The sequence below is a fragment of the Streptomyces sp. NBC_01451 genome (assembly GCF_036227485.1).
Lineage (GTDB): Bacteria > Actinomycetota > Actinomycetes > Streptomycetales > Streptomycetaceae > Streptomyces.
Window position 1 is genome coordinate 9723089 of sequence record NZ_CP109479.1, and the last position, 23058, is coordinate 9746146.

The window sequence follows — 23058 nt, forward strand, 5'->3', positions numbered from 1 at the left end:
GCATCCAGCCATGACCACCGACCACGGCTACCCCGCCGTCCGCATGTACATAGCGGGCGAGTGGTGCCAGGGCGGAGCCGGACGTACCGCCCCGATCGTGAACCCGGCCACCGGGGAGACGATCGGCGAGGTACCGCTCGCCACCACCGCCGACCTCGACCGTGCCCTCGATGCCGCAGCCGAGGGCTTCAGAGTGTGGCGCGGCACCCCCGTCGCCCGGCGCACCGCGATCCTGCACGCCGCCGCCGACCTGCTCACCGAGCGCGCCGCCGAGATCGGCCGGACCATGACCCTGGAGCAGGGCAAGCCGCTGGCCGAGGCGACCGGCGAGGCCCGGCGGGTCGCGGACACGCTGCGCTGGCACGCCGACGACGCCCGGCGCGCCTACGGCCGCGTCATTCCCGCCGAACCCGGCACCTTGCTCACCGTGCGCCGCGAACCGGTCGGACCCGTCGCCGCCTTCGTGCCGTGGAACTTCCCGGCGGGCGGGCCGATGCGGAAGATCTCCTCGGCCCTGTCCGCCGGATGTTCGATCGTCATCAAGGCCTCGGAGGAGACCCCGGCCACCGCGATGGAGCTGGTGCGCTGCTTCGCGGACGCCGGGGTCCCGGCCGGGGCGCTGAACCTCGTGTTCGGCGAGCCGGCCGAGGTCTCCGCGCACCTGATCGCCTCGCCGGTCACCCGCCTGGTCGCCTTCACCGGCTCCGTGCCTGTCGGCAAGCTCCTCGCCGCCGCGGCCGGCAAGGTGATGAAGCCCTCCCTGATGGAGCTGGGCGGCCACGCCCCGGTGATCGTCTGCGCGGACGCCGACCCCGTGAAGGCCGCGCGCAGGGCCGCCCGGGCGAAGTTCGTCAACGCCGGCCAGGTCTGCACCTCACCGAGCCGTTTCCTCGTCCACGACAGCCTCACCGAGGAGTTCACCGCCGAGTTCGTGAAGGCCGCCGAATCCCTCGTCGTCGGAGACGGACTGACGGAGGGCACCACCATGGGGCCGCTGGCCAACGAGCGCCGGCTGAAGTCCCTGGAACGGCTCACCGCCGACGCCGTCGCCCGCGGCGCCAAGATCCTCACCGGCGGCGAGCGCCTTGACCGCCCCGGGTACTTCTTCGCGCCGACCGTCCTGACCGAGGTGCCCGAAGACGCGGAACTCCTCCACGAGGAGCCGTTCGGCCCGGTCGCGCCCATCATGCCGTTCACCGGCCTCGACGAGGCACTGCGGACGGCGAACGCGCTGCCGTACGGCCTGGCCGCTTACGGGTTCACCGACTCCGCGGCGACCGCCGAGAGGCTGTCGGCCGAGCTGGAGGCCGGGATCCTGTCGATCAACCACTGCGGTGGCTCCGTCCACGAGGCACCCTCCGGAGGTGTCAAGGACAGTGGCTACGGCCGTGAGGGCGGCCCGGAGGCGCTGGACGCCTACCTGGTCACCAAGCGGATATCCCACCTGCTGGCCCCATGAGGTACGCGCGAGTCTCGGTGGGCGGGCGATCGGTGTGGGGCCGGGTGCGGGAGACGGACGTCGAGCTGCTGTCCGGCTCGCCGATCGACGGTGACCCGGATGTCCTCGGCACCGTCCAGCGCGACTCGGCCGTCTGGCTGCCGCCCGTCGTCCCGCCCGTGTTCTACGCCGTCGGCATGAACTACCCGCGGCACATCAAGCACGCCGGTGCCGCGGTCCCGGACCGCCCCGAGGTCGGGTACCGGGCCAACAACGCGCTCACCGGCCACCGTTCGCCCATCGTCAAGCCCGCTGATGTGGAAGGGCGGTTCGAGGCCGAACCCGAACTCGTCGCCGTCATCGGCCGGACGCTGCGGCACGCGACGTACGAGGAAGCGCGCGCGTCGATCTTCGGCTGGACCATCGGCAACGACGTCAGCGCCCGCACCTGGCAGCACCAGGACCGTTCGTTCTGGCGCAGCAAGAACAGCGACACGTTCAAGCCCATGGGGCCCTGGATCGAGACCGACGTCGACGCTCTCGCGCAGACCACCACGCTTCGCCTCAACGGCGAGGTCCGCGCCGAATTCCCCACCGGGGACATGGTGTTCGACCCCTTCGACCACCTCGTCGAGATCACCCGGCACATCACCGTGCATCCGGGCGACGTGCTGTGGATGGGCGCCGAGTCCACGTGCCAGATCGCCCCCGGGGACACCGTCGACGTCGAGATCAGCGGCATCGGTGTGCTGTCCAACCCCGTACTACTCGAAGGAAGTCAGTCATGAGCAGTGAGCCCCGCTACATCCATCACGTCAACTTTCCCACCACCGATCCCGACCGGACCGCCGCCTGGTACACCCAGGTCTTCGGGATGAAGCGGATCATGCCCAAGTCCAACACCCGTGTGGTGCTGATGACCCGGGGCAACTTCGACCTGCACTTCACCCCGGTCGAGGAGATGGAGCGTATGGCGCCCTACCACTTCGCCGTGGAGGTCGACGACTGGGACGACTTCCTCGCCCATCTCCAGGAGCTGGGCATCCGGCACACCCGTCCCATCCAACGCCCGGAGAACCAGTCCAAGTTCTGCTACATCCACGACCCCGACCACACCATGATCGAACTGGTCTGGCACGGCAAGCGCCCCAACTGACATCGCCTGTACAGGAGTTCACTCCCATGCCTATTGCCGACTCCGACGGCACCTCCCTCTACTACGAGCGCCACGGCAGCGGTCCGGCGATCCTGTTCGTGCACGGCAGCGGCGGGCATCATGCCGCCTGGTGGCAGCAAGTGGCCGCCCTGCGGGACGAGTTCACGGTCGTCACCGTGGACCTGCGCGGCTTCGGCAACTCAGATGCACCCACCCCTCCGGACTCGTCGACGCCCGAGTTCGACGGCCAGGACTTCCCCTGGGACATCGTCGCCGTCCTCGACCAGGAGGACCTGACCGATGTGATGCTCGTCGGCCAGTCCATCGGCTCCGTCGCCGCGCTCCGCGCCGCCCTGCTGCGCCCCGAACGGGTCGGCTCGGTCGTCCTCGGACACTCCCTGGGCGGCATCAGCCACCCCGAACTCAAGGAGCTCGCCGCCGCAGACCGGGCCGAGGCCGTCAAACTCCCCGTCATCGACCGCCTGCTCACCCGGCGGTTCCAGCGGGAGCGGGCCGATCTCACCTTCCTCTTCCAGCAGATGGGCACCTTCAACGTCGCGAAGATGGCCGACCTGCGCAACCTCGACACCGGCGGCCCGACCCTGGAGGACATCCAGGACGCGGGCGTCACGGTCGCCTTTCTGGCCGGCGAGAAGGACGCGGTGCTCAGTGTGAAGACCGTGACCCGCGCCCACGAACTGCTGCCCGGCTCGCGCCTGGAGATCGTCACCGGCGCCCCGCACTCCATGTACTGGGAGGTCCCCGACCGGTACAACGCGGCCGTCGCCCACCTGCGCCGCACCCTCACCGCACCTAAGGAAGCAGCATGACCAGCCTCACCCTCGACGCCGCGGACGCGATCATCGACGCGGCCCTGAAGCACGCCCTGTCCGGCGGAAAGGCGGTGAGCGTCGCCGTCGTGGACACGGGCGGCTTCGTCATCAGCGTCCGCCGCGCGGACGGGGCTCGTCCGCTCACCCCCGACATCGCGCGCGCCAAGGCCTACACCGCCGCCGTGATGCAACGGCCCGGCAGGATGCTGAAGAAGTGGCAGGAGACCCAGCCTGTCTTCTTCTCCCAGCTCTCCCAGCTCCCCGGCGCGGCCCTGCCGATCATGGCCACCGAGGGCAGCGTCACCATCAAGAAGGACGGCGAGATCATCGGCGGCCTCGGCATCGCCGGCGGCACCGCCGACGAGGACCAGCAGATCGCCGACGAGGTCCTCGAATCCCTCGGCTACGAGCTGGAGTTCGCCGCCTGGGGCGTCGCGGGCACACCGGCCACGCCCGGAAAGGACGTCTGAGCCATGGCGGACACGTTCAACTACCGCATCGACCACCACGGCAGCCTGGTCCGCCCCGCCGAGCTGGCCGCGGCCCGCGCCTCGGGCGGTGACCCGCAGGCCCTGCTGGACGCAGAGCTCCGCGCCGTCCAGGAGGCCGTGGCGTACCAGCGCAAGCTGCGTTCCACCGTCGTCACCGACGGCGACTTCCCGCGCGAGGACTTCCGCAGCGCCGTCCTCGACGCCGTCTCCGGCTTCCGCCGTACGGACGAGACGGGTGCCGACGGACTCACCCGCTGGGTGGCGGAGTCGCTGCCCAAGGCCAACGGCCCGCTGCTCGCGGACTGGGCGGCGCGCCTCGCCGAGCTGACGGTGATCGCGCCGAAGGCGTCGCTGCCCTCTCCCGCGTACCTCGCCGCCACCACGTTCCGGCCCGGCCTCGGCCCGGCCTCCGCCCGTGAGCTGGGCGAGGCACTCGCGGAGATCATCCACGCGGAGATCGAGCTGCTGGTCTCCAGGGGAGTCCGTCTGATCCAGCTCAACAACCCTCTCCTGCTGGCCCAGTTGGCCACCGACCCGGCCGACCCGGGCGCGCTGTCCTTCGAGGACGCGCTGGCCGTCGACGCGCTGGCGGTACGGCCGGGCGAGCGCCAGGAGGGTGTACGGATCGGTGTGGCACCAGGCTGGGCGGCGCCGGTGGCGGTGGACATGGCCCGCGCCGAAAAGCTGTACGGCGCGATCGCCGCCGACCGCTGGGTCCTGCCGTTCGACCAGGGGACGGAGGCCGAACTCGACCTCGTCAGGGCGCTGCCCGAGGACCGGGACGTGTGCCTGGGCGTCGTGGACGCGACCGTGCCGCAGCTGGAGGATCTCGACACGGTGATGGCCAGGATCGACGCGGTCGGCGAGTTCAAGGACCTGGAGGACGCGGCCGTGTCCCCGTCCCGGGGCTTCGCCGACGTGGCGGGCCGGCCGCTGCTGAGCGCGGAGGCGCAGCGCGGGAAACTCGTGCTGGTGGAGACGGTCGCCCGGTATGTCTGGGGCAACGAGTTCTGACGGCGAAGGGGCCGGGAATCCCGGCCCCCGACCGGTTCAGATCGACTCGGCGAACGTCACCGACCGATCCGTCAGCAGCGGCCACGTCGTCTTCACGATCAGCTCCTGGAAGTGCTCGGCCGCCTTGTGGGCCTCGAATCCGGCCTGATCGGTGTATCGCTCGTAGAGGAGGAAACCGCCGGGCTCACCGGTCACGGTGTGTACCTCGTACATCAGGTTGGCCGGCTCGGTACGGGTCGCCTCCTGAGCCTTCAGCAGCGCGGCCCGGACCGTGGCCTCGTCGGTGGGCGCGCAGCGGTAGTGGGCGATGACTGTGCAGGCCATGTCTGTGTCTCCTCGGCTGTGTCAGGGGTCCCGGCGGCGTCGCACATGCCGTCCGGCCCGCAGATTCCAGCACGGATCAGGTGCCCGCCGACCCCGCGCACGGCGCAAGCATTGAGTGCCCCAGAGGGGCTGGTGGCCCGCTCCCACATGGTGTTTTGTCGCATCCGGCCCGCATGGCCGTTGTGAAGTACAGCCCGCGTCAGCGCGGCGGACGAAGGAAGTGAACTTTCATGCGCACGGTGGAAATCCTCTCCGGCGGGGAGTGGGTCACGACCGGGGAGTGGATCGACGTCCACGACCCGGCCGACGTCCGCACCCCGATCGTCCGCGTCCCCGCCCTCGCCGCCAAGGACGTCACCCGGGCCTACGACCACGCGGCGCGCGGTTTCGCCGTCTGGAAGCGCACCAGCCCCTTCGAGCGGTCCCGGATCATGACCGACGCGGCCCGGCTGATCCGCGAGCGGGCCGACGCCGTCGCGGCCGACGTCACCGCCGAGAACGGCAAGACCTTGGCCGAGGCCCGGGGTGAGACTCTGAAGGCCGCCGACTTCCTGGAGTACTACGCAGGGCTGGCGCGCCAGGGCTACGGCACCCTCCTGCACGACGTGCGCCCGAACCACCGTACGCACACCCAGCGCGAGCCGATCGGCGTGATCCTGGTGATCAGCCCGTGGAACGACCCGCTGATCACCCCGGCCCGCAAGCTCGCCCCGCTCCTGGCCGCCGGCAACACGGCCGTGTTCAAGCCCGCCACCGAGACCCCGGTCTCCGGACTGCACTTCGCGCGCGCCCTGCACGACGCCGGACTGCCCGCCGGTGTGCTGAACGTCGTGACGGGCCGTACTGCCGAGATCGAGGAGGCGCTCCTGGACGACTCGCGGATCGCCGGAGTCACCTTCACCGGCTCCAACTCGGTCGGAAACCGCATCCGGCGGCGCCTCGCCGACCGCAACGTCCGCTTCCAGGGCGAACTCGGCGGCAAGAACGCCTCCGTTGTCCTGGCCGACGCCGACCTGCCGGCCGCCGCGAAGGCCGTCGTGGCAGCGGCCTTCGGCCAGGCCGGACAACGGTGCACCGCCACCAGCAGGGTGATCGTCGAGCGGCCCGTGTACGCGGAGTTCACCCGGCTGCTGGTCGCCGAGGTCGAGACGCTGAAGGTCGGGCCGGGCAGCGATCCGTCGACCACCCTGTGCCCGCTGTCCAGCCCCAGGCAACGGGACTCCGTCCTCGCCGACATCGGCCGCGCGGTCGAGCAGGGCGCCACCGTCCTCACCGGCGGCCGTGCGGACACCGAGGGCGAGCGCGTGCACGGCTGCTACGTGCGGCCGACCGTGCTAGCCGGTGTCACCCCCGACACGGCCGTCTGGCGCGAGGAGGTCTTCGGCCCGGTCCTCGCCGTCCGCGAGGTCGACGACTTCACCTCCGCCGTCGAGGCCGTCAACGACTCCGGCTTCGGGCTGGCCGCCGCCGTCTTCACCCGCGACCTCGCCCGCGCGTACCGCTTCGCGGACGAGGCCGAGTGCGGGCAGGTCGCCGTCAACACGACCACCACCGGCTGGGACGTGCACCTGCCCTTCGGCGGGTTCCGCGACTCCGGCACGGCGTACAAGGAGCAGGGCGACGAGGTCCTGCGGTTCTCCACCCGCGTCAAGACGGTGGCGGTCCACTTCGGCGCTCCGGAGCAGACCGGTGCCTGACGAGACCGTGGGCGTCGTCGGGGCGGGCATCGTGGGACTGGCCACGGCCCGCGAGATCACCCTGAGGCGGCCCGGCACCCGGGTCGTGGTCTTCGAGAAGGAGCGTGAGGTCTCGCTCCACCAGACCGGCCACAACTCGGGCGTCGTCCACGCCGGCATCTACTACGCCCCCGGCAGCCTGAAGGCCGGCCTGACGGTCCGCGGTGTGTCCCTGCTGCGTGAGTACTGCCAGGACCGCCGGTTGCCGTACCAGGAGATCGGCAAGCTGGTCGTCGCCGTCCGCGACGACGAACTCGGCCGTATGAACAGCCTCTACGAGCGGGCCAGGAACAACCACGTACCCGATCTGAGGAAGATCTCCCAGGAGGAGATCCGCGAGCTGGAGCCGAACGTCGGCGGAGTCGCCGCCCTGCACTCCCCGCGCACCGCGATCACCGACTACCCGGCGATCGCCCGCGCCTTCGCCCAGGACGTGACCGGCTCCGGCGGCGAGGTGAGGCTCGGCTTCCCGGTCACCGGCATCACCGACGTGCCCGGCGGCATCGAGGTGGCCTCCGCGCGGGAACGCGTCCGGGTGGACCGGCTGATCCTGTGCGCGGGCCTGCAGTCGGACGTGGTGGCGAGGCTGGCGCAGGACGGACGGGAGCCGCGGATCGTCCCGTTCCGGGGCGAGTACCTGCTGCTCAGGCCCGGGAGGACCGACCTGGTCCGCGGTCTGGTCTACCCGGTGCCGGATCCGCGCTATCCCTTCCTCGGCGTGCACTTCACGCCCCGCGTCGACGGCTCGGTGGAGGTCGGCCCCAACGCGGTCCTCGCCCTGGCCCGGGAGGGCTACACCCGCACCCGTGTCTCGCCGAGGGACCTCCTCGGTCTCGCCGCCTACCCCGGCACCTGGCGGATGGCCGCCCGGCACTGGCGTACCGGTGTCCGGGAGTACCGCGGCTCGTTCTCCCGGACGGCCTTCATGAAGGACGCCAGGCTGTACGTCCCCGGCGTCGGCGTCCAGGACGTCGTGCGCGGCGGAGCGGGCGTCCGCGCCCAGGCACTGGACCGCGACGGCACCCTCGTGGACGACTTCCGTATCCACCGGGCGGGCCGTGTCACCGCCGTACGCAACGCCCCCTCGCCGGCGGCCACGGCCGCCATGGCGATCGCCGAGCACATCGTGCACGCCGCCTTCGAGGACGCGCCCGCGACCCGGCACCCGTGAATTCGGGGAACGCCCTGCTCACAGCGCACTTTCCCGCAAGAACAGCTTGCGCCTTTGGGGACTCCGCAAGGACGCGCTGCCCGCCTAGCGTTCCTTCGTACCCCCCACCCTCCATCCCCACCCCCATCCCACTCCCGTGTAGAGAAAGAGGTTCGGGACATGTTCGTCGTCGACACCCAGATCCACATTTGGCTGGAGGAGACCCCGGACCGCCCCTGGGTCCCGGGCGCGCGTGAGCGGATCCGGCTGAACGGCCACCGTGAGGACCCCTTCTCGTACGAGGAGGCCCTTGAGCTCATGGACGAGGCCGGCGTCAACCGCGCGCTGATCCTGCCGCCGTCCTGGGAGGGCGACCGCATCGACTACGCCCTGAAGGCGTGCGAGGCGCACCCCGACCGCTTCGGCATCATGGCGCGCATCCCGCAGAACAAGCCCGAAGAGGGCAAGGCCATGCTCGCGGACTTCGCGCAGAACCCGCACGTCAAGGGCACGCGGCTGACCTTCCACCGGCCGATCGACCGCAACTGGATGATCGACGGCACCAACGAGTGGTACTGGCCGATCGCCGAGGAACTGCGCATCCCGACGATGGTCCACGCCCCGATCTGGAAGCGCGAGCTCGGCGAGATCGCCGCCAAGCACCCCGAGCTGAAGATCATCATCGACCACATGGGCATCATGGCCCGCTGCGTCGACGACGCGATCGGCTACTGGGTCCAGGAGACCGCCGACCTGGCCGTCCACCCGAACATCTACGTCAAGGTCTCGGCCCTGCCGGGCTACTCCACCCAGCCCTTCCCGAACAACAACATCCAGAAGTACGTGCGCGAGATGGTCGACAAGATGGGCCCGCAGCGCTGCTTCTACGGCACCGACATCACCCGGCTGCTCGGACACGGCATCACCTACACCGACACGATCGAGCAGTTCACCAAGCACTGGGACTTCACGCCCGAGGAGCTCGAATGGATCATGGGCCGCGGCATCTCCGAGGTCCTGAACTGGCCGGTCGAGGGCTGAGGAACCACACGCCATGACAGACACCGGCAACACACCGGGCATTGACGGCGGTGATGCCTTCGTATCCGCCTTCGACGCCGTCGGCGCCGACCACCTCTTCTGCGCGTCGGGGTCCGAGTGGGCCCCCGTCTGGGAGTCGCTTGCCCGCCGTCACCGCGACGGCGGGAGCGCCCCGCGGTACCTGGACCTCACCCACGAGACGGTGGCCGTCGGCATGGCCACCGGCTACGGACTCCTCAGGCGCCGCCCGCAGGGGGTTCTGCTGCACGCGGCCCCCGGCCTGCTCCAGGGCTCCATGGCCGTGCACGGCGCGCTCCTGACCGGCGTACCGATGGTGGTCGCCTCCTCGGAGTCGACCACGTACGGCGACGGCCCCGGGCCGGACCCGGGCGGACAGTGGTACCGCAACCTGTCCATCGTGGGCGGCCCGCAGGGCGTGGCCCAGCCGTTCACCAAGTGGTCGAACGAGGCCGCCAGCGTCGACACCCTGCCCACGATGATCACCCGGGCTGCGGAGCTGGCCTGGCGGGCCCCGGCGGGACCGGTGTACCTGAACATCCCGCTGGAGACCCTTCTCGAGGAGTGGGACGGCCGCCAGGCGAAGCCCGTCGTCGCGCCGGGCTCCACGCACAGCTCTCCCGACGAGGTCGACGCCGTCGCCCAGATGATCCGCGAGGCCGCCAACCCCGTCGTCGTCACGGAGACCGCGGGCCGCGAGGACGGCGGCTTCGAGGCACTTCTCGCCTTCGCCGAGGCCTGGAACATCCCGGTCGTCGAGCCCGACTCGGCGGTCTGCGGGAACTTCCCGCGCGCCCATCCGCTGCACGCGGGCAGCGACATCGGACCCTGGCTGGACGAGGCGGACCTGATCCTCCTGGTCAACTGCCGGGCCCCGTTCTACCCGCCCAGCAGGCGCCCCGCGAAGGCACAGGTCGTCGTCATCGACGAGGTCCCGCAGCGTCCGCACGTCGTCTACCAGGTGCTGTTCGCCGACCGGTACCTGGAGGGCAACGTCGCCAACACGCTGCGCCAGCTCGCCAAGCGGGCCACAGGCCTCGACGTGGCGGCCGTCACCGCCCGGCGCTCGGCGCAGGAGGAACGGCACGCCGACGAGCAGGCCGCGATCGCCGCCGCCGAGGCGGGAGCGGCGCGGGCCGAGGGCATCGACCCGGTGCTCGTCGCCGCGACCCTGCGCACGCTCCTCGACGGGCAGGACGGCATCGTCGTCGACGAGACCATCACCCACAGCCGCGTGGTCAAGCGCCATCTCCGCACCGACGCCCCCGACTCGTACTTCTACGTGCAGGGCGGCCTCGGACAGGGCATCGCGGTCGCACTCGGCGTCAAACTCGCCGCCCGGGAGCGCCCCGTGGTGCTCACCATCGGCGACGGCGCCTTCGCCTACAACCCGGTGATCCCGTCGTACGACGCGTCCAGGACGTATCAACTCCCGCTGCTGATCGTCGTGTTCAACAACCGCGTCTACAAGTCGATGAACCTCAACCACCGCAGGTTCTACCCCGAGGGCGCGGCGGCCGAGACCGGCGAGTGGCTGGGCACCGACCTGCACCGGCTGCCGCGCCTGGCGGCTTTCGCCGAGCCGTTCGGCATGCACACCGAGACCGTCGACGCCCCCGACTCCCTCGGTCCCGCCCTGGAGCGCGCGCTCAAGGCCGTGGCGGACGGCACCACCGCCGTCGTCGACGTCCTCGTCACCCGCTGACCGCCGACCTCTGACACAGGAGGCTTCCACCGTCATGACCGACACACCCCCCAAGCCGGACAAGGTCCGGGTCCCCGCCGAGGACCTGCGCGCCTTCTCCGCCGAGCTGCTCGAAAAGGGCGGGCTGAGCCCCGAGCACGCCCGCACCACCGCCGACGTGTTCGTCTGGGCCTCGCTGCGCGGCGTGGACTCCCACGGCGTCGGGCGCGTCACCGCCTACCTGGAACTGCTCGCCAAGGGCGTGGCCAACGCCCGGCCGCGCATCCAGGTCGAGTCCAGCACGCCCGCCACCGCCGTCCTCGACGCCGACCGCGCCCCCGGTCCGGTGGCCCTCACCATGGCCGCCGAGGAAGCGGTGCGGCGGGCCCGGGAGACCGGGATCGCCTCCGTGGGAGTACGGCAGACCGTGCACACCGGCGCCATCGGCTACTACGTCTCGAAGATCGCCGAACAGGGCCTGGTCGGCCTCGGCTTCGTCGCCGGCATGCCCAACATGGGCTACACCGGCGTCAAGGGCGCCGCCGTGGCCACCAGCCCGCTCGCCGTCGCCGTACCCGCCCGGGACCACGCACCGCTGCTGCTCGACATGGCCACCGCCACCATCGCGCTCGGCAGGATCCGCCAGGCCAGGGCGAGCGGCACCCCGCTGCCCGAGGGCGCCGCCGCGACGGAGGACGGCACGCCCACCACCGACCCGGAGAAGGCGGTCATGCCCCTTCCCCTGGGTGGTGCCAAGGGTTCCGGCATGTCCCTCGCCTTCGAACTGCTCACCAGCGTGCTGGTCGGCGCGCCGATCCTCGCCGCGTTCCACTCGGACGACCCGAAGGGCCGCAAGCACCGCCAGAACGCCCTGCTCATCGCCCTCGCCCCAGCGGCCTTCGGCGACCCCGGCACCTTCACCGCGGACGCCGACGCCACCCTCGGCACCCTCAAGGGGCTCCCGGTCGCGGACGGGGCGGACGGCGTGTACTACCCCGGGGAGCGCAGCGCAGGCCTGGCCGCGCTACGGGCCGCACAGGGAGTACCGGTGGCGCCGAAGGTCTGGCGCGAACTGACGGAGAGCGCAGCCAAGTTCGGAGTCACCCCACCGGAGCCCGCGCCGGACATGTGACCGGCCGGCGTACTCGCACATCTCAGATGGTCTGGACCCTGCGGGCCCATGGCCGCACAGCCCGACAGCCCAAGCCCCACGAACGGGAGGATCACCCGTGGACACCACCGAAGTCCAGCGCGCCACCTACGAAGCAGTCCTGCGGCTGAAGGACGCCCCCTTCGTCACCCAGCGGCCGGCGTACTTCAGCCCTGCCGCGGCGGCCCAGGCCGTGAGCAACAACCTTCAGGCCTACGGTCACTTCGCCCAGACCCTGCTGCCTCTGGAGTACACCGGCTGGATCGACGAGTGCGGTGCGCACGTCGCTTCCTGCTACATAGGCGACTGGTCGCCGCTGCACAAGCTCGTCGTCCGGGGAAGCCAGGCGCGGGCCTTCCTGGCCTGGCACGGCATGAGGGACCTGGCACGCTTCGAGGCCGGACAGATCAAGCATCACGTCCAGCTCGACGAGAACGGCTGGGTGGCGTCCGAAGGGGTCCTGTGCCACCTGGGCGAGGAGGAGTTCCTCTACACGGCCGGCAGCGGGGACTGGCTGCTGTGGCAGTTGAGCCAGGGGAGCTGGGACGTGGAGATCGAGGACGTCAGCCCCGAGCTGTTCATCTTCGGCATCCAGGGTCCGGCGGCCCTGGACACCATGGAGAAGCTGACCGGGGAGAGCCTGCGGGACATCGCCTTCTGCCGCAGCCGGACGGCCGACGTCGCCGGAGTCCCCGTGCGTGTCCTGCGTACGGGCATCTCCGGCGAACTCGGCTACGAACTGCACGGTCCGGTCGGGCATGCCAACGAGGTCTGGTCGGCCGCGGTCGAGAGCGGCGGTCAGTTCGGGATCCGTCAGCTCGGCTTCCGGTCCCAGCCCGTCCAGCACATCGAGGCGGGCATCGCCACGAACGGCCTCGACTACATCTCCTCGTCCGTCGTCACCCCCGCCGTGCCCAGGCAGTTCAGGATGGCCTTCCCCGGCGGCAGCTTCGTACCGGAGAACGGCGTCACCGACTACTTCCGCAAGCCGGCCGAGCTGGGCTGGGGCTTCCGCAAGGGCGTCCCCGACCGCGACTTCATGGGCCGCGACGCGCTGGTCGCCGACGCCGCCGCGGGGGAGCCGTACAGGACGCTCGTCGGCCTGCGCTGGAACACCTCCGACGTCATCGCCGTCCTTGCCGCGACGATGGGCGGAGGCGACCTGCCCGACGCCATGGAACTGCCCCGGGGGCGCGGCCCGGTCTTCGACCAGGTTCTCGTCGGCGGACGGCTTGTCGGCGCCTCCACCGGCCGGACGGTCAGCGTGAACCTGCGGTCGACCATCTCCCTCTGTGTGATCGACCCGGCCCACGCGGAGCCCGGGACCGAGGTAATTGTGGTGTGGGGGAAGCCGGGATCCGCGCAGCGCGAGATCCGGGCGACGGTGGCCGCACTCCCCTTCAAGCCCGACAGGCGGCGAACGGACGTCGTCGCGCTGTAGCCCAGGTACCCCCGCACCCGTAGGGAAGCGCGTCGCCGTGGCCCCTCACACGGCGCGCCGCGCCCGCGTGCGCACGCACCGGTCGGTCCGGGCCGCGGTGCCACGACTCGGCGCCGCCGGAGCCCAACCGTCCGTATGGGTACGGGGGCCCATCCGATCCGGCCGCTCAAGGCGCGATGGCCGAGCCTGTCCGTGTGCGCGGACCGGTGGCGCTTCCCTCCCCGCCGAGTGCGCGGCTGCTTGCGGGCCGGCGGGGAGGGCATGGTCGTCGTCACTGGGATCGCCCCGGAGCGACGCGGGCCGGACCACTCTCTTCCTTCGACGACAAGGGTCGTCCGACCGCAGGTGACTCCTCTGCGCTCCCGTGAAGGTTCCTCCCGTGGGCGTTCCTGAGCATCTGGGCGCCCGCTCGACGCGGGAGGGAAGCGCGCTGCTCCAACCCCGGGCGAACCCGTGCGGTCAGAGCGCCAGCACGGGTATCGGGTTCTCCCTGAACCACCGGCTGAGGAACTCCAGCAGGGCGACGGTCTTCCGCGGCACCGTCCGGCCGGGGCCGTAGACCGCGAACAGCGGACGGTCGGGGACGGGGACCGAGGGGAGCTGGGCCAGAAGGGCTCCGGAGACCAGGTCGTCGTAGGCCGACCGCTGCGGGAGCAGGGCGATTCCGCGCCCCTGGACGGCGGCCTTCTGCAGCGCGATGTACGAGTTGGAGGAGAAGGCCACGTTGCGGATCTTGTGCAGGCTGGAGGTGGGCCCCTGCCCGAGACGCCAGACCGGTTCATTGACATGCACGAGGCAGTCGTGCGCGGCCAGGTCGTTGGGGTGGGCGAGGGAACTGTGGCGCTTCACGTACTCCTCGGAGGCGCACAGGGTGAAGGGGAGAGACGCGATCTTCTTGAGGTGCACCCGGGAGTCCCGCAGGTCCCGGGTGTGCAGGGCGACGTCGAAACCGCTGTCCAGGAAGTCGTAGGTGCGCTCCGAGAGGCCTCCCAGCTCGAACCGGACGGAGATCTTGGGATGCTCGGCGGCAAACGCGGCGATCGCGTCGCCGACGTCCAGACTCCCTATCCACTTGGGGCAGACGACACTCAGCTGGCCTTCCGCCCGGTCGTGCTGCTGCCCGATGCGGGCCTCCTCCGCCTCGATCTCGGTAAGGATCCGGGCGGCGAACTCGCAGTAGCGCAGGCCCTGTTCGGTCAGGCTGATGGAACGGGCGGTGCGGTTGACGAGCCGGACACCGATCTGCCGCTCCAGTTCCGCGACGTGCCGTGAGACGAGCGAGCCGGACGAGTTCAGTGTTCGGGCGGCCCCGTTGAAACTGCCGAGCTGTGCGACGGTGACGAAGCTGCGCATCAGGAGCATGCGGTCCATGGGAATCCTCCAGCGGGCCACGGCTCGGGTCTCCCTCAGGCCGCGTCCGACATGAGATGTACAGGGTCTAGCTAAAACGATCTAGTTGAGGCTAGCAGAGGCCTCGGCTTCCTGCGAGAGGCGGGAGTGCGCTGATTTTCGAGTGGGGCGGGCCTTGGGTCGCGTTGTCGGGGGAGCCGTCGCGCAACCCGTGGTGCGGTCCGCCGCACCACGGGTCCGGTCGTCCGCGCCGGTCTCCCGCCCGTACCTCTTCCGGCAGGCGCCGTCCTCCGCGCAGGGCGGACCGCCGGTCACGGCTGGGTCAGTGCTTCTTCGCCGGGAACGGGCGCGCCATGACCGTTCCGCGCACCCGGGTCTGGGAGTGGCGTTCGACAGCCGGGTTCGGCGAGCCGCCGTTCGGTTCGCCCCACACGATCTCCACCCGGTCGCCGGCCGCGGCGGCCGGATCGATGGTGCCGAGCGAGATCCAGCCGCGCACGTTCGCGGAGTACGAGGTGAGCATCGCCGCTCCGACGAGTTCGCCGTCCTTCTCCACCCGGTCGAACTGGCAGGCCGTGTAGAACGCGGCGGGCATCTCGATGTACTTGAAGCGCCGGTCCTCCTTCTCGTACATGCTCGCGACGATCTTCGCGACGTCGTCACGGTCCCAGAGCACCCAGGCCTTGCGGCGGTGCGGCCGGTCCTTGATCGCCTCAAGTCCCTCGCGCCCCACGAAGTCGTGGTCGAACTTGAGGATGTGGCCGTATCCGAGATCCCACGGGGTGGTGTAGTAGTCCTCGATCCGGTCGGAGACCAGGCTGCCGCCGAGCGCGAGGTTGCCCTCGAACGAGCGCGCGGAATGCCACTCGCGGAACGCCTTCATGTCCTCGCCGGAGTAGGTCGCCGGCAGGGTGTTGGCGATCCAGCCGGACTCGGTGGCGACCGAGGCGTACGCGCGGGCGCCGACCTGGCGCACGCCGTACTCCGCACCGGCCTCCAGGATGATGCCGCTCACCGCCTCGATGTCCGCGTACGGTCCGGTGAACTCGTAGCCCGGGAAGCCGGACATCCGGTGGTTGAGGGCGGTGACCCGGTGCGGGCCGACGTTGAAGCGTCCCATGGTGAAGAACGGGATGTCCGGCATCGGTCCGCCGTTGACCTTCTCGAAGATCGCCTCGGCGTGCGGACCCTGCAACTGGAGCCGGAACAGCTCCCGGCCCTTGGGGTTGTTCACGGTGCGCTCGTCGCGGCGGACGGCGACGTCCCAGCCGCCGGTGGCCGCGTTGAACTGGACCCAGTTGAGGGCCGGCGGCCGGCCGACGACGCGGACGTGGCGGTCGCCGACGCAGAACAGGATGCAGTCGCCGATCATGTAGCCGTCGGGCCGGACCGTGATGAGCTGCTTGGCGCTGCCGGGGCCGAAGCCCTGGAAGCTGTTCGCCCCGAGGTGTTCGAGCAGCCGGTAGGTGTCGGGACCCTCTACGACGAGGTCCGTCATGTGGTGCGACAGGTCCATCAGCGCCGCGGTGCCGCGCCACGCCTCCTGCTCGTCGCGCCAGTTGCTGAACTCCGCCTTGATGGGGAACGGGTACGCCCCGGAGCGCCCCTGTCGGAGGAGGGCGAGCGGCCCTCCCGCCTTGTTGATCTCTTCTTCGAGACTTGGCATGGCATTCCTTCCGCACTGCGACTCCCACGGCCTCGTTGGCCGCGTGACCGTCAGGCTATATCAGTCATCTGAAAAGTTTTAAGATGTCTGAAACAATATTCCGCACCGATAATGGCTTCACTCGGAACGGAGGGCGACCATGTCGTTGGCAACGGGCGAAGCGGGATTCGCGTGGGAGCACGGGCTGCCCCATGTGCTCTGGCGGGCCCAGCAGGCGGTGCACCGCCGCGTCGACACCGCACTCGACGGGCTCGGGGTCACGGTGACGCAGCTCGGACTCGCCGTCCACCTCGACGAACTCGGCCTGCTCTCCGCGTCGGACCTCGCGCGCCGCTTCCACATCACGCCGCAGAGCGTGACCACGGCCCTCGCCCAGCTGGAGCGCATCGGGTGGGTCCGGCGGCTGCCGCACCCCGTCCACAAGCGCGTCATCCTCCACGAGCTCACCGAGACCGGTCTCGCCGGTGTCGGGGACGGTCGTGCGCGCATGGCCCGGATCGACGGCGTCCTGACCGCGATGCTGGGCGACGACAAGGACGAGGTTCTCGGACGGCTACGGGAGCTGACCGTCGCGCTGGACGGTGAGGACCCGGCCGGCGCCGCGATGTGGCCCCTGGCCGGCACCACACCCTGACGAACGCGCCGTCGCAGGCAACGCCGAAGACCTGCGTGGCCGTCGCGTGCGGCGAAACGGGCCCGGGCGGCACACGGGCGCACAGGACCCGCAGAACCGCTGCCCGGCCCGTCGTCGTCGACGACGACGGTGCCGGTCGGCCCGCAGCGCGCGTCGATCACGTGGTTCGGCGGCGCAGCACGGTCGCGATGGTGACCGCTGCTATGAGGACACCCCCGTAGAAGACGGACGAGACCCAGGCCTCCAGGCCCAGCAGTTGGAGGCCGAGGATCCCGGTCGCCAGGAAGTAGATGCCGACGAACGTGCCGACCGGGTTGAAGCGCCCCGGCTGGAGTACCGCGGTGCCGAGGAAGACGGACGCGAACGTCGGAAGGAGCAGGGTGTCGGACGTGGTCGGGTTGTAGCCGCCCAGGGCCGCGACGGCGATGACCGCACCGACGCCGCACATGGCGCCGGAGGCGATGAAGGAACCGAGGCGGATCCGGTTCACGTGGATGCCCGAGAGCCGGCTGACCTCCCGGTTGGCTCCGACGAAGCGGATGTGGCGGCCCAGCGGGGTGAAGGCGAGGACGTAGGCGAACCCGGCCACCAGCACCACACCGTAGAAGAACGAGACCGGCAGGCCGGCCACGGGGTACAGCGCGAACCTGCCGAACCCGGTCGGCAGGCCGCTGACCGTGTTGAGGTGGGACATCCAGAGGCTGATGCCTCCCAGCAAGGTGCCCATTCCCAGCGTCGCCACGATGGTGTTGACCCCGACCACGACGACGAGCAGCCCGTTGACCACGCCGATGGCGATCGCGCCCAGGAGGGCGACGGCCGCCGCCGGCCACACTCCCCACCCGTGGTCGACGACCAGAACGGGCAGGACGGTGGCGGAGAACCCGAAGACCGCCGGAACGGACAGGTCCACGAACTCCCCGACACAGATGGTGCACAGCAGCGCCATGGTCAGAAACACCAGGGCCTGCTGGGAGCCGAAGATGGTCTGGAAGGTCCCCTCGGTCAGGAACAGCCCCGGCTCCGCGACCGTGTACACCGCGATCATGACTGCCCAGACACCGATCACCGCGTAACGCGACGCGACGTGCCGGGCCCGGGCGGAGACCGGTACGGGCTTGGCGTCGTGCGCCGCCTGCGGCGCGGCTGGGGGAGAAACGAGATCTTTCCGGCGGGCGACGTCCATCAGTCGGCCTGTTCCCTTCCCTGAGGCACTGCGTCGTCGTCGAAGACGGCGCGCACGACGGTGTCCTGTTCCAGATCGCCGGTGAGTTCCCTGGTGACCTGGCCGTCCCGGAAGACCAGCACCCTGTCGCACAGCACCGCGAGGTCGGTCGGGTCGATCGAGGCGATGACGACCGCGCAGCCGTCGCGCGCGGCGGCCCGGACCGCCTCGATGATGTCGTGGCGGGCGCCGACGTCCACCGCCTGCGTCGGTTCGTGCAGCACGAGCAGACCGGGCGCGTCGGCCAGCCACTTGGCCAGCAGGACCTTCTGCTGGTTGCCGCCACTGAGTGTGTGGACCGGCGCGTGCGGGTCGGGCGGCCGGATGTCGAGTTTCGCGATCATCGCGGTGACCTCCTCGGCCTGCCACGCCGCACCGATCCGCAGCCGGCCGCCTCGGCGGCCCACCCGGGGCAGGGTCAGGTTCTCGGCCACCGAGAGCTCACCGGCCAGCCCCGCCTCCAGACGGCGTTCGGGCACGAACGCCACCCCCGCGCGCACGAACTGCCCGGAGCTGCCCCGCCCACGGTCCAGGGCCAGGTCGTGCCCGCGTACGGACAGGGTGCCGGCGCGGGCTGTGCGTGCGCCCGCCAGTGCCTCGGCCACCTCCACGAACCCCGATCCGACCAGACCCGTCAGTCCGACGATCTCGCCGCGCCGGACGGCGAGGTCGAGGCCGTTCACCGCACCGACCGCGAGGCCCCGCACGGAGACCGCGGGCCGGCCCTGGGCGTGGCTCGCCCGCGGGCCGTGGCTGACGAGGTGGCGTCCGAGCATCATGCGCGTGAGCGAGGCCTCGTCCACCTCGCGGGTGGGCAGGCCCCCCTCGATCACCGCGCCGTCACGCAGGACGGGGACCCGGTCGGTCACCTCGACGATCTCCTCCAACTGGTGGGAGATCAGGAGCACCGAGGTGCCCTCCGCGACGAGGGACCGGACCATCTCGAAGAAACGGGTCCGCGCCGATCCGCCCAGGGCCCGCGTCGACTCGTCGAAGATGATCAGTCCGCTGCCGGGCGGATGGTCCTGCACCGCCCGGGCGATGGCGACCACGGCGCGATCCTGGGCCGAGAGCGAACCGGCCTTCCGGCCGGCATCGAGCGGGCGGCCCAGCCCGGCGAGGACCTGCTGGGCAGCTCGTTGTTCCTCCCGGCGGTCGATCCGCCGGGAGAGACGGCCCGCGCGGTAGTGGCCCAGCCGCACGTTCTCCCAGACCGTCAGGTCGTCGACCAGGCCGAGATTCTGATGGACGACCGAGACTCCCGCGGCCCGTTGCCGCAGGGGGCGGATCGGCAGGTCCAGACGCAGCCCGTCCACAGTCACGGACGCGCCCGGATCGGGAGAGTGCACACCCGTGAGGATCTTGACGAGGGTGGACTTCCCGCATCCGTTCTGGCCCACGAGCCCGTGCAGTTCTCCGTGGGCGACCCGCAGCCGGACGTCGCTGAGCGCCCGTGTCGAGCCGAACGTCTTGGACAGCCCGGCCACTTCGAGGCGCTGGGGCCGTTCCGCGTCCGGTGGGTGGGCCCGCGAAACAGTGTTCATGGTGTGTACCCCTTCGTCACGAGACACCCCAGAGCCTGGCGAAGTCCTCGTGGAACGACGCGTCACCGAACCACTCACCGGAGGTCTGGGCGGCGGCCGTCACCTTGATGCCGGCGATGTTCTGCTCGGTGAACAGCCGCATCGGGAACGTCTCCTCGACGGGCCCGGACCGCGTCATCATGCGCAGGATCTGGTCGGTCATCGCATATCCGGCATAGGCCATGTCCACGGCCACGACCGCCTTGACCGCCGAGTCGCCCTTGAGCAGGCCCAGGCCGTTCACCGAACCCGCTGTCACGGACAGGGAGATGCCGGAAGCGCGCCCCGACTGCTGGATGCCCTGGATGGTGGGCTGGAGGCTGTCCTCGAACTGGGTGAAGTAGTAGGTGGCCTTCGGGTTGGCCAGGATGTTGGAACTCGCGTTCGAGGCCAGCAGTGCCGGCGTCGAGGCGGTGATCACCTTGACCTCGACAGTGCAGCCGGGGCAGTACTTCTTGTAGATGGGCAGCGAGTCGGTCACGTACTTCGTCGCCGACGGGTTGTCGGCCGACTCCGTGATGATCAGATCGGCCTTGCCCTTGGAGTCGGCGATGACCCACCAGGCGATGGCGCTCGCCTGAGTGGTCGCCCCCGGTATGTAGGCCACCTGGTTGCTGTCGGTGAAACCGGACGGGCGGTCCTGGTCCGCGACGATGATCGGGATGCCCTTGGCCTTGGCCGTGTCGAGGGCGTTCTGGGCCATGCCGTAGGGGATGGCTTCCAGGATGATTCCGGCCGTGTCCGCCGCGATGGCCTGCTGGACACAGGCGGCGATCGCGCTGGGCTGGGCCTTGCCGTCACACACCTGCTGGGAGAGCCCGGCCCTGGCGAGCGCCTCGCGCATCGACCGTGCCGCGTCCGCGAAGGCGGGGATCTGCTGGAGGAACGGGATGTAGTAGACCTTGCGGCCCTTGAACCCGGCGACGCCCCGTACGTCGCTGGTGGGGACGGGGTAGTCAGTGACCCCGGCCTGGAGAGCCGCCACCTTCTTCTCGGCCGTGCTGAGGCCCGAGGCGGAGACGGTGCTGCCCGACGAGGCGGTGCCGCCGCCGGAGCCGCATCCTGCCAGCACCGCCGACACGAGGAGCAGGGCCGTGGCCAGGGCCGGCCACCCTCTTCTGGTAAGCGCCATTGCTTATACCTCCATGGTCGAGAGTTCGCGCTGTCCCGGGCGGGCACGTGCCACCGCCGGGTGCCGCTCAGGGCGTTTGCCGTGGTGGGGACGAGTCCGAGGGGGAAGGGGAGTCCGGGCCGCGTCGGGCCCGCGTGCGTGCTGTCCGGTGGCCATGGGTCACGGTGTGCATCGCTCACTCCCGCCGTGCCGCGCAGGCCCGGTCGGCGGGCCGATGAGCGATCGATTGCGGGAAGTCTCGGGACATGGGCAGGCACGCGGAAGGGCGTGGAAGACAACCAAAGATTGCGCTTCCCGCACTGCCTCGGCCGGCCGGCCACCCGTATGCGCGGTCACCGCAGTCCTGGCGCGGACGCCCGGCCCGTGCCCGTTCGGGGCGCAACATCAGCTTTCGCCCGGTGGGGGTGTGACGGCCCCTACGATCGCTCCCACCGCAGGAGCCATCGAACGACCCCGCCCTTCAACAGCAGCCCGGTACGGTCGGCACACCGATGCGGCCTGTGACTGACTCCGGCGCGGGGGACCCCGTCCCACGCCCTCCCACAGCAGGACGTCCAGCACTGTGACCACGCACTCGGCACGCCCCCGAAACACCCACCAGTACGTCGTGATCGGCGAGACACACCTGGCCGGCCGTGTGTGCGCCACGCTGCACGCGGACCACCACCCGACCCGGCACCTCGTACGGCCCGGCGACGAGGAACTCCGCGACGCGACGAGCGCGGGGCCGGACGCGGTGGCCGTCCTCCTGCACGACGACGTGGCCGCGCTCCGCTATGCCCTCGCTGTCGCCCACCTCTCGCCCACGACCCCCTTGATCGTCACCGTCTTCGACCACACGGTGGCCGAGGAACTCGGCCGGCTGCTCCCGCAGTGCGACGTCACCTCTCCCGCCGACCTTGTCGCGCCCGCGCTCGCCGGCCCGTGTCTGGATCCCGCACTGGTCGCCGTGCAACGGCACGGTGACCGGATCCGAGCGGTCCGCCAGGACCAGGACACCCTGTGCACCGAGGACTGGCGTCCCCAGAGCCAGAAGCGGTGGCGCACCCGCGCGGGCTGGGCCCTGCGCCAGCTGCGCCCCCACGACGCGGGCACCCGGGTCCTGATGGTGGGCCTGCTCGCGGTCCTCGCCGTCCTCGCGGCCGACTGGACCTGGCTGGTCTGCCACGGCCGCCCCGCGGCAGAGGCGTTCTTCGAGGCGGCCCGGGTGGTCTCGGGCGTCGGTCCCGCGGCGGCCCCGGCGACGGCTCACGGATACCAGGTGGCGGCGGCCCTGGCGATGCTGTCCACCGTCGCCTTCACCGCGCTGTTCACCGCCGGGGTGGTGGAGCGCATGCTCGGCCCCAAGCTGGTCGGCCTCGTCGGACCACGGACCCTGCCGCGCTCGGGGCACGTCATCGTGGTCGGGATGGGGCAGGTGGGCATGCGCCTGTGCGTCGAGCTGAGGAACCTGGGAGTCGCCGTCGTCGGCGTCGAACGGGATCCGCAGGCCTCCGCCGCGCGGCTGGCCCGCAGCCTCGGGGTACCCGTCATGACCGGAGACGGCGGTGACCGCCACCTGCTGGAGCGGCTGCGCCTGCGGCACGCCCGCGCCCTCGCCGCGGTCGGCTCCGACGACCTCGACAACATCGCCGTGGCCATCGCCGCGCACGGGGTCGCGCCCCACACCAGGGTTCTCATTCGGGCCGGCGAACACGAAGCCATCGCCGAGACCCGCTCCCTGCTGCCCATGGGAACCATCAGGGACGTCACCGGCATGGCGACCGCCTACGTGGTCGCCCGCCTCCTGGGAGAACCCGTGGCGGGCGTCGTGCCGCACCCGGAAGGCGTCTACCGCCAGAGCCCCGACGGCGGGTTCAGCCGCGGTGCGCTGTCGGCCCGGACCCGATGTCGGCATCTGCCCGCGCAGCGTACTAGAACGATTTAGCGAAACTCTTGCGTCGTCCTACACAACCGATTCAGCATCTCGTCCCCGCAGGAGCGGGACCAAGG

General features: G+C 70.8%; 20 protein-coding genes. 14 read left to right on the plus strand and 6 right to left on the minus strand.

The features are described 5' to 3' along the window. The first annotated feature begins 10 nt into the window (after nt 1–10). Genes OG595_RS42850 through OG595_RS42875 form a run of 6 tightly spaced genes read left to right on the plus strand, consistent with a single transcriptional unit; the run spans nt 11 to nt 4932 of the window. The gene (locus tag OG595_RS42850) at nt 11–1459 is read left to right on the plus strand and encodes an NAD-dependent succinate-semialdehyde dehydrogenase (RefSeq protein WP_329281939.1); all 1449 of its coding nucleotides are present in this window, start codon (nt 11–13) and stop codon (nt 1457–1459) included. Then, on the plus strand, nt 1456–2226 hold the full coding sequence (locus OG595_RS42855; protein WP_329281941.1) for a fumarylacetoacetate hydrolase family protein: 771 nt from the start codon (nt 1456–1458) through the stop codon (nt 2224–2226). The genes OG595_RS42850 and OG595_RS42855 overlap by 4 nt, the downstream gene beginning before the upstream one ends. Continuing rightward, the gene (locus OG595_RS42860; protein WP_327692556.1) at nt 2223–2594 is read left to right on the plus strand and encodes a VOC family protein; all 372 of its coding nucleotides are present in this window, start codon (nt 2223–2225) and stop codon (nt 2592–2594) included. Before OG595_RS42855 ends, OG595_RS42860 begins: the two co-directional genes overlap by 4 nt. A gap of 26 nt (nt 2595–2620) precedes the next feature. Further along, complete coding sequence (locus tag OG595_RS42865; protein WP_329281946.1) at nt 2621–3424, plus strand: alpha/beta fold hydrolase; 804 nt, start codon at nt 2621–2623, stop codon at nt 3422–3424. Further along, complete coding sequence (locus OG595_RS42870) at nt 3421–3897, plus strand: GlcG/HbpS family heme-binding protein (protein ID WP_329281948.1); 477 nt, start codon at nt 3421–3423, stop codon at nt 3895–3897. Before OG595_RS42865 ends, OG595_RS42870 begins: the two co-directional genes overlap by 4 nt. A gap of 3 nt (nt 3898–3900) precedes the next feature. Next, a complete protein-coding gene (locus OG595_RS42875) occupies nt 3901–4932 on the plus strand; it encodes a methionine synthase II (cobalamin-independent)-like protein (protein ID WP_329281950.1) in 1032 nt (343 codons plus the stop codon). 36 nt (nt 4933–4968) lie between these two features. Here OG595_RS42875 and OG595_RS42880 read toward each other — a convergent pair whose 3' ends face one another. After that, nucleotides 4969–5256: a putative quinol monooxygenase gene (locus OG595_RS42880; protein WP_327692551.1), complete on the minus strand. Its 288-nt coding sequence runs from the start codon at nt 5254–5256 to the stop codon at nt 4969–4971. Between the two features lie 230 nt (nt 5257–5486). Between OG595_RS42880 and OG595_RS42885 the strand changes: the two genes are divergently transcribed. The 6 genes from OG595_RS42885 (at nt 5487) to OG595_RS42910 (ending at nt 13476) form a co-directional block, all read left to right on the plus strand. Beyond that, the gene (locus OG595_RS42885) at nt 5487–6953 is read left to right on the plus strand and encodes an aldehyde dehydrogenase family protein (RefSeq protein WP_329281953.1); all 1467 of its coding nucleotides are present in this window, start codon (nt 5487–5489) and stop codon (nt 6951–6953) included. Beyond that, a complete protein-coding gene (gene lhgO, locus OG595_RS42890) occupies nt 6946–8163 on the plus strand; it encodes an L-2-hydroxyglutarate oxidase (protein ID WP_329281954.1) in 1218 nt (405 codons plus the stop codon). The genes OG595_RS42885 and lhgO overlap by 8 nt, the downstream gene beginning before the upstream one ends. Before the next feature lie 159 nt (nt 8164–8322). Beyond that, on the plus strand, nt 8323–9183 hold the full coding sequence (locus OG595_RS42895; RefSeq protein WP_329281956.1) for an amidohydrolase family protein: 861 nt from the start codon (nt 8323–8325) through the stop codon (nt 9181–9183). Between the two features lie 13 nt (nt 9184–9196). Continuing rightward, nucleotides 9197–10906 (plus strand): thiamine pyrophosphate-dependent enzyme, encoded by a 1710-nt coding sequence (locus OG595_RS42900; protein WP_329281958.1) that lies wholly within the window; start codon nt 9197–9199, stop codon nt 10904–10906. A gap of 34 nt (nt 10907–10940) precedes the next feature. Then, nucleotides 10941–12017 (plus strand): Ldh family oxidoreductase, encoded by a 1077-nt coding sequence (locus OG595_RS42905; protein ID WP_329281961.1) that lies wholly within the window; start codon nt 10941–10943, stop codon nt 12015–12017. 97 nt (nt 12018–12114) lie between these two features. Beyond that, nucleotides 12115–13476, plus strand: coding sequence for an aminomethyl transferase family protein (locus OG595_RS42910; RefSeq protein WP_329281963.1), 1362 nt, complete (start codon nt 12115–12117; stop codon nt 13474–13476). A gap of 459 nt (nt 13477–13935) precedes the next feature. Here the strand turns inward: OG595_RS42910 and OG595_RS42915 are convergent, their stop codons facing one another. Continuing rightward, the gene (locus tag OG595_RS42915; protein ID WP_329281965.1) at nt 13936–14847 is read right to left on the minus strand and encodes a LysR family transcriptional regulator; all 912 of its coding nucleotides are present in this window, start codon (nt 14845–14847) and stop codon (nt 13936–13938) included. A gap of 301 nt (nt 14848–15148) precedes the next feature. Then, nucleotides 15149–16492: an aminomethyl transferase family protein gene (locus tag OG595_RS42920; protein ID WP_329281966.1), complete on the minus strand. Its 1344-nt coding sequence runs from the start codon at nt 16490–16492 to the stop codon at nt 15149–15151. A gap of 139 nt (nt 16493–16631) precedes the next feature. On the opposite strand from OG595_RS42920, the gene OG595_RS42925 reads away from it, so the two are divergent. Then, nucleotides 16632–17126: a MarR family winged helix-turn-helix transcriptional regulator gene (locus tag OG595_RS42925; protein ID WP_329281967.1), complete on the plus strand. Its 495-nt coding sequence runs from the start codon at nt 16632–16634 to the stop codon at nt 17124–17126. 157 nt (nt 17127–17283) lie between these two features. Here OG595_RS42925 and OG595_RS42930 read toward each other — a convergent pair whose 3' ends face one another. Genes OG595_RS42930 through OG595_RS42940 form a run of 3 tightly spaced genes read right to left on the minus strand, consistent with a single transcriptional unit; the run spans nt 17284 to nt 21066 of the window. Then, the gene (locus tag OG595_RS42930; RefSeq protein WP_329281968.1) at nt 17284–18312 is read right to left on the minus strand and encodes an ABC transporter permease; all 1029 of its coding nucleotides are present in this window, start codon (nt 18310–18312) and stop codon (nt 17284–17286) included. Next, on the minus strand, nt 18312–19895 hold the full coding sequence (locus OG595_RS42935) for a sugar ABC transporter ATP-binding protein (RefSeq protein WP_329281969.1): 1584 nt from the start codon (nt 19893–19895) through the stop codon (nt 18312–18314). The genes OG595_RS42930 and OG595_RS42935 overlap by 1 nt, the downstream gene beginning before the upstream one ends. Before the next feature lie 16 nt (nt 19896–19911). Then, nucleotides 19912–21066, minus strand: a complete 1155-nt coding sequence (locus OG595_RS42940; protein WP_329281970.1) for a sugar ABC transporter substrate-binding protein — start codon at nt 21064–21066, stop codon at nt 19912–19914. Nucleotides 21067–21628: 562 nt separating this feature from the next. Between OG595_RS42940 and OG595_RS42945 the strand changes: the two genes are divergently transcribed. Continuing rightward, nucleotides 21629–22993, plus strand: coding sequence for an NAD-binding protein (locus tag OG595_RS42945; protein ID WP_329281971.1), 1365 nt, complete (start codon nt 21629–21631; stop codon nt 22991–22993). Nucleotides 22994–23058 lie beyond the last annotated feature (65 nt).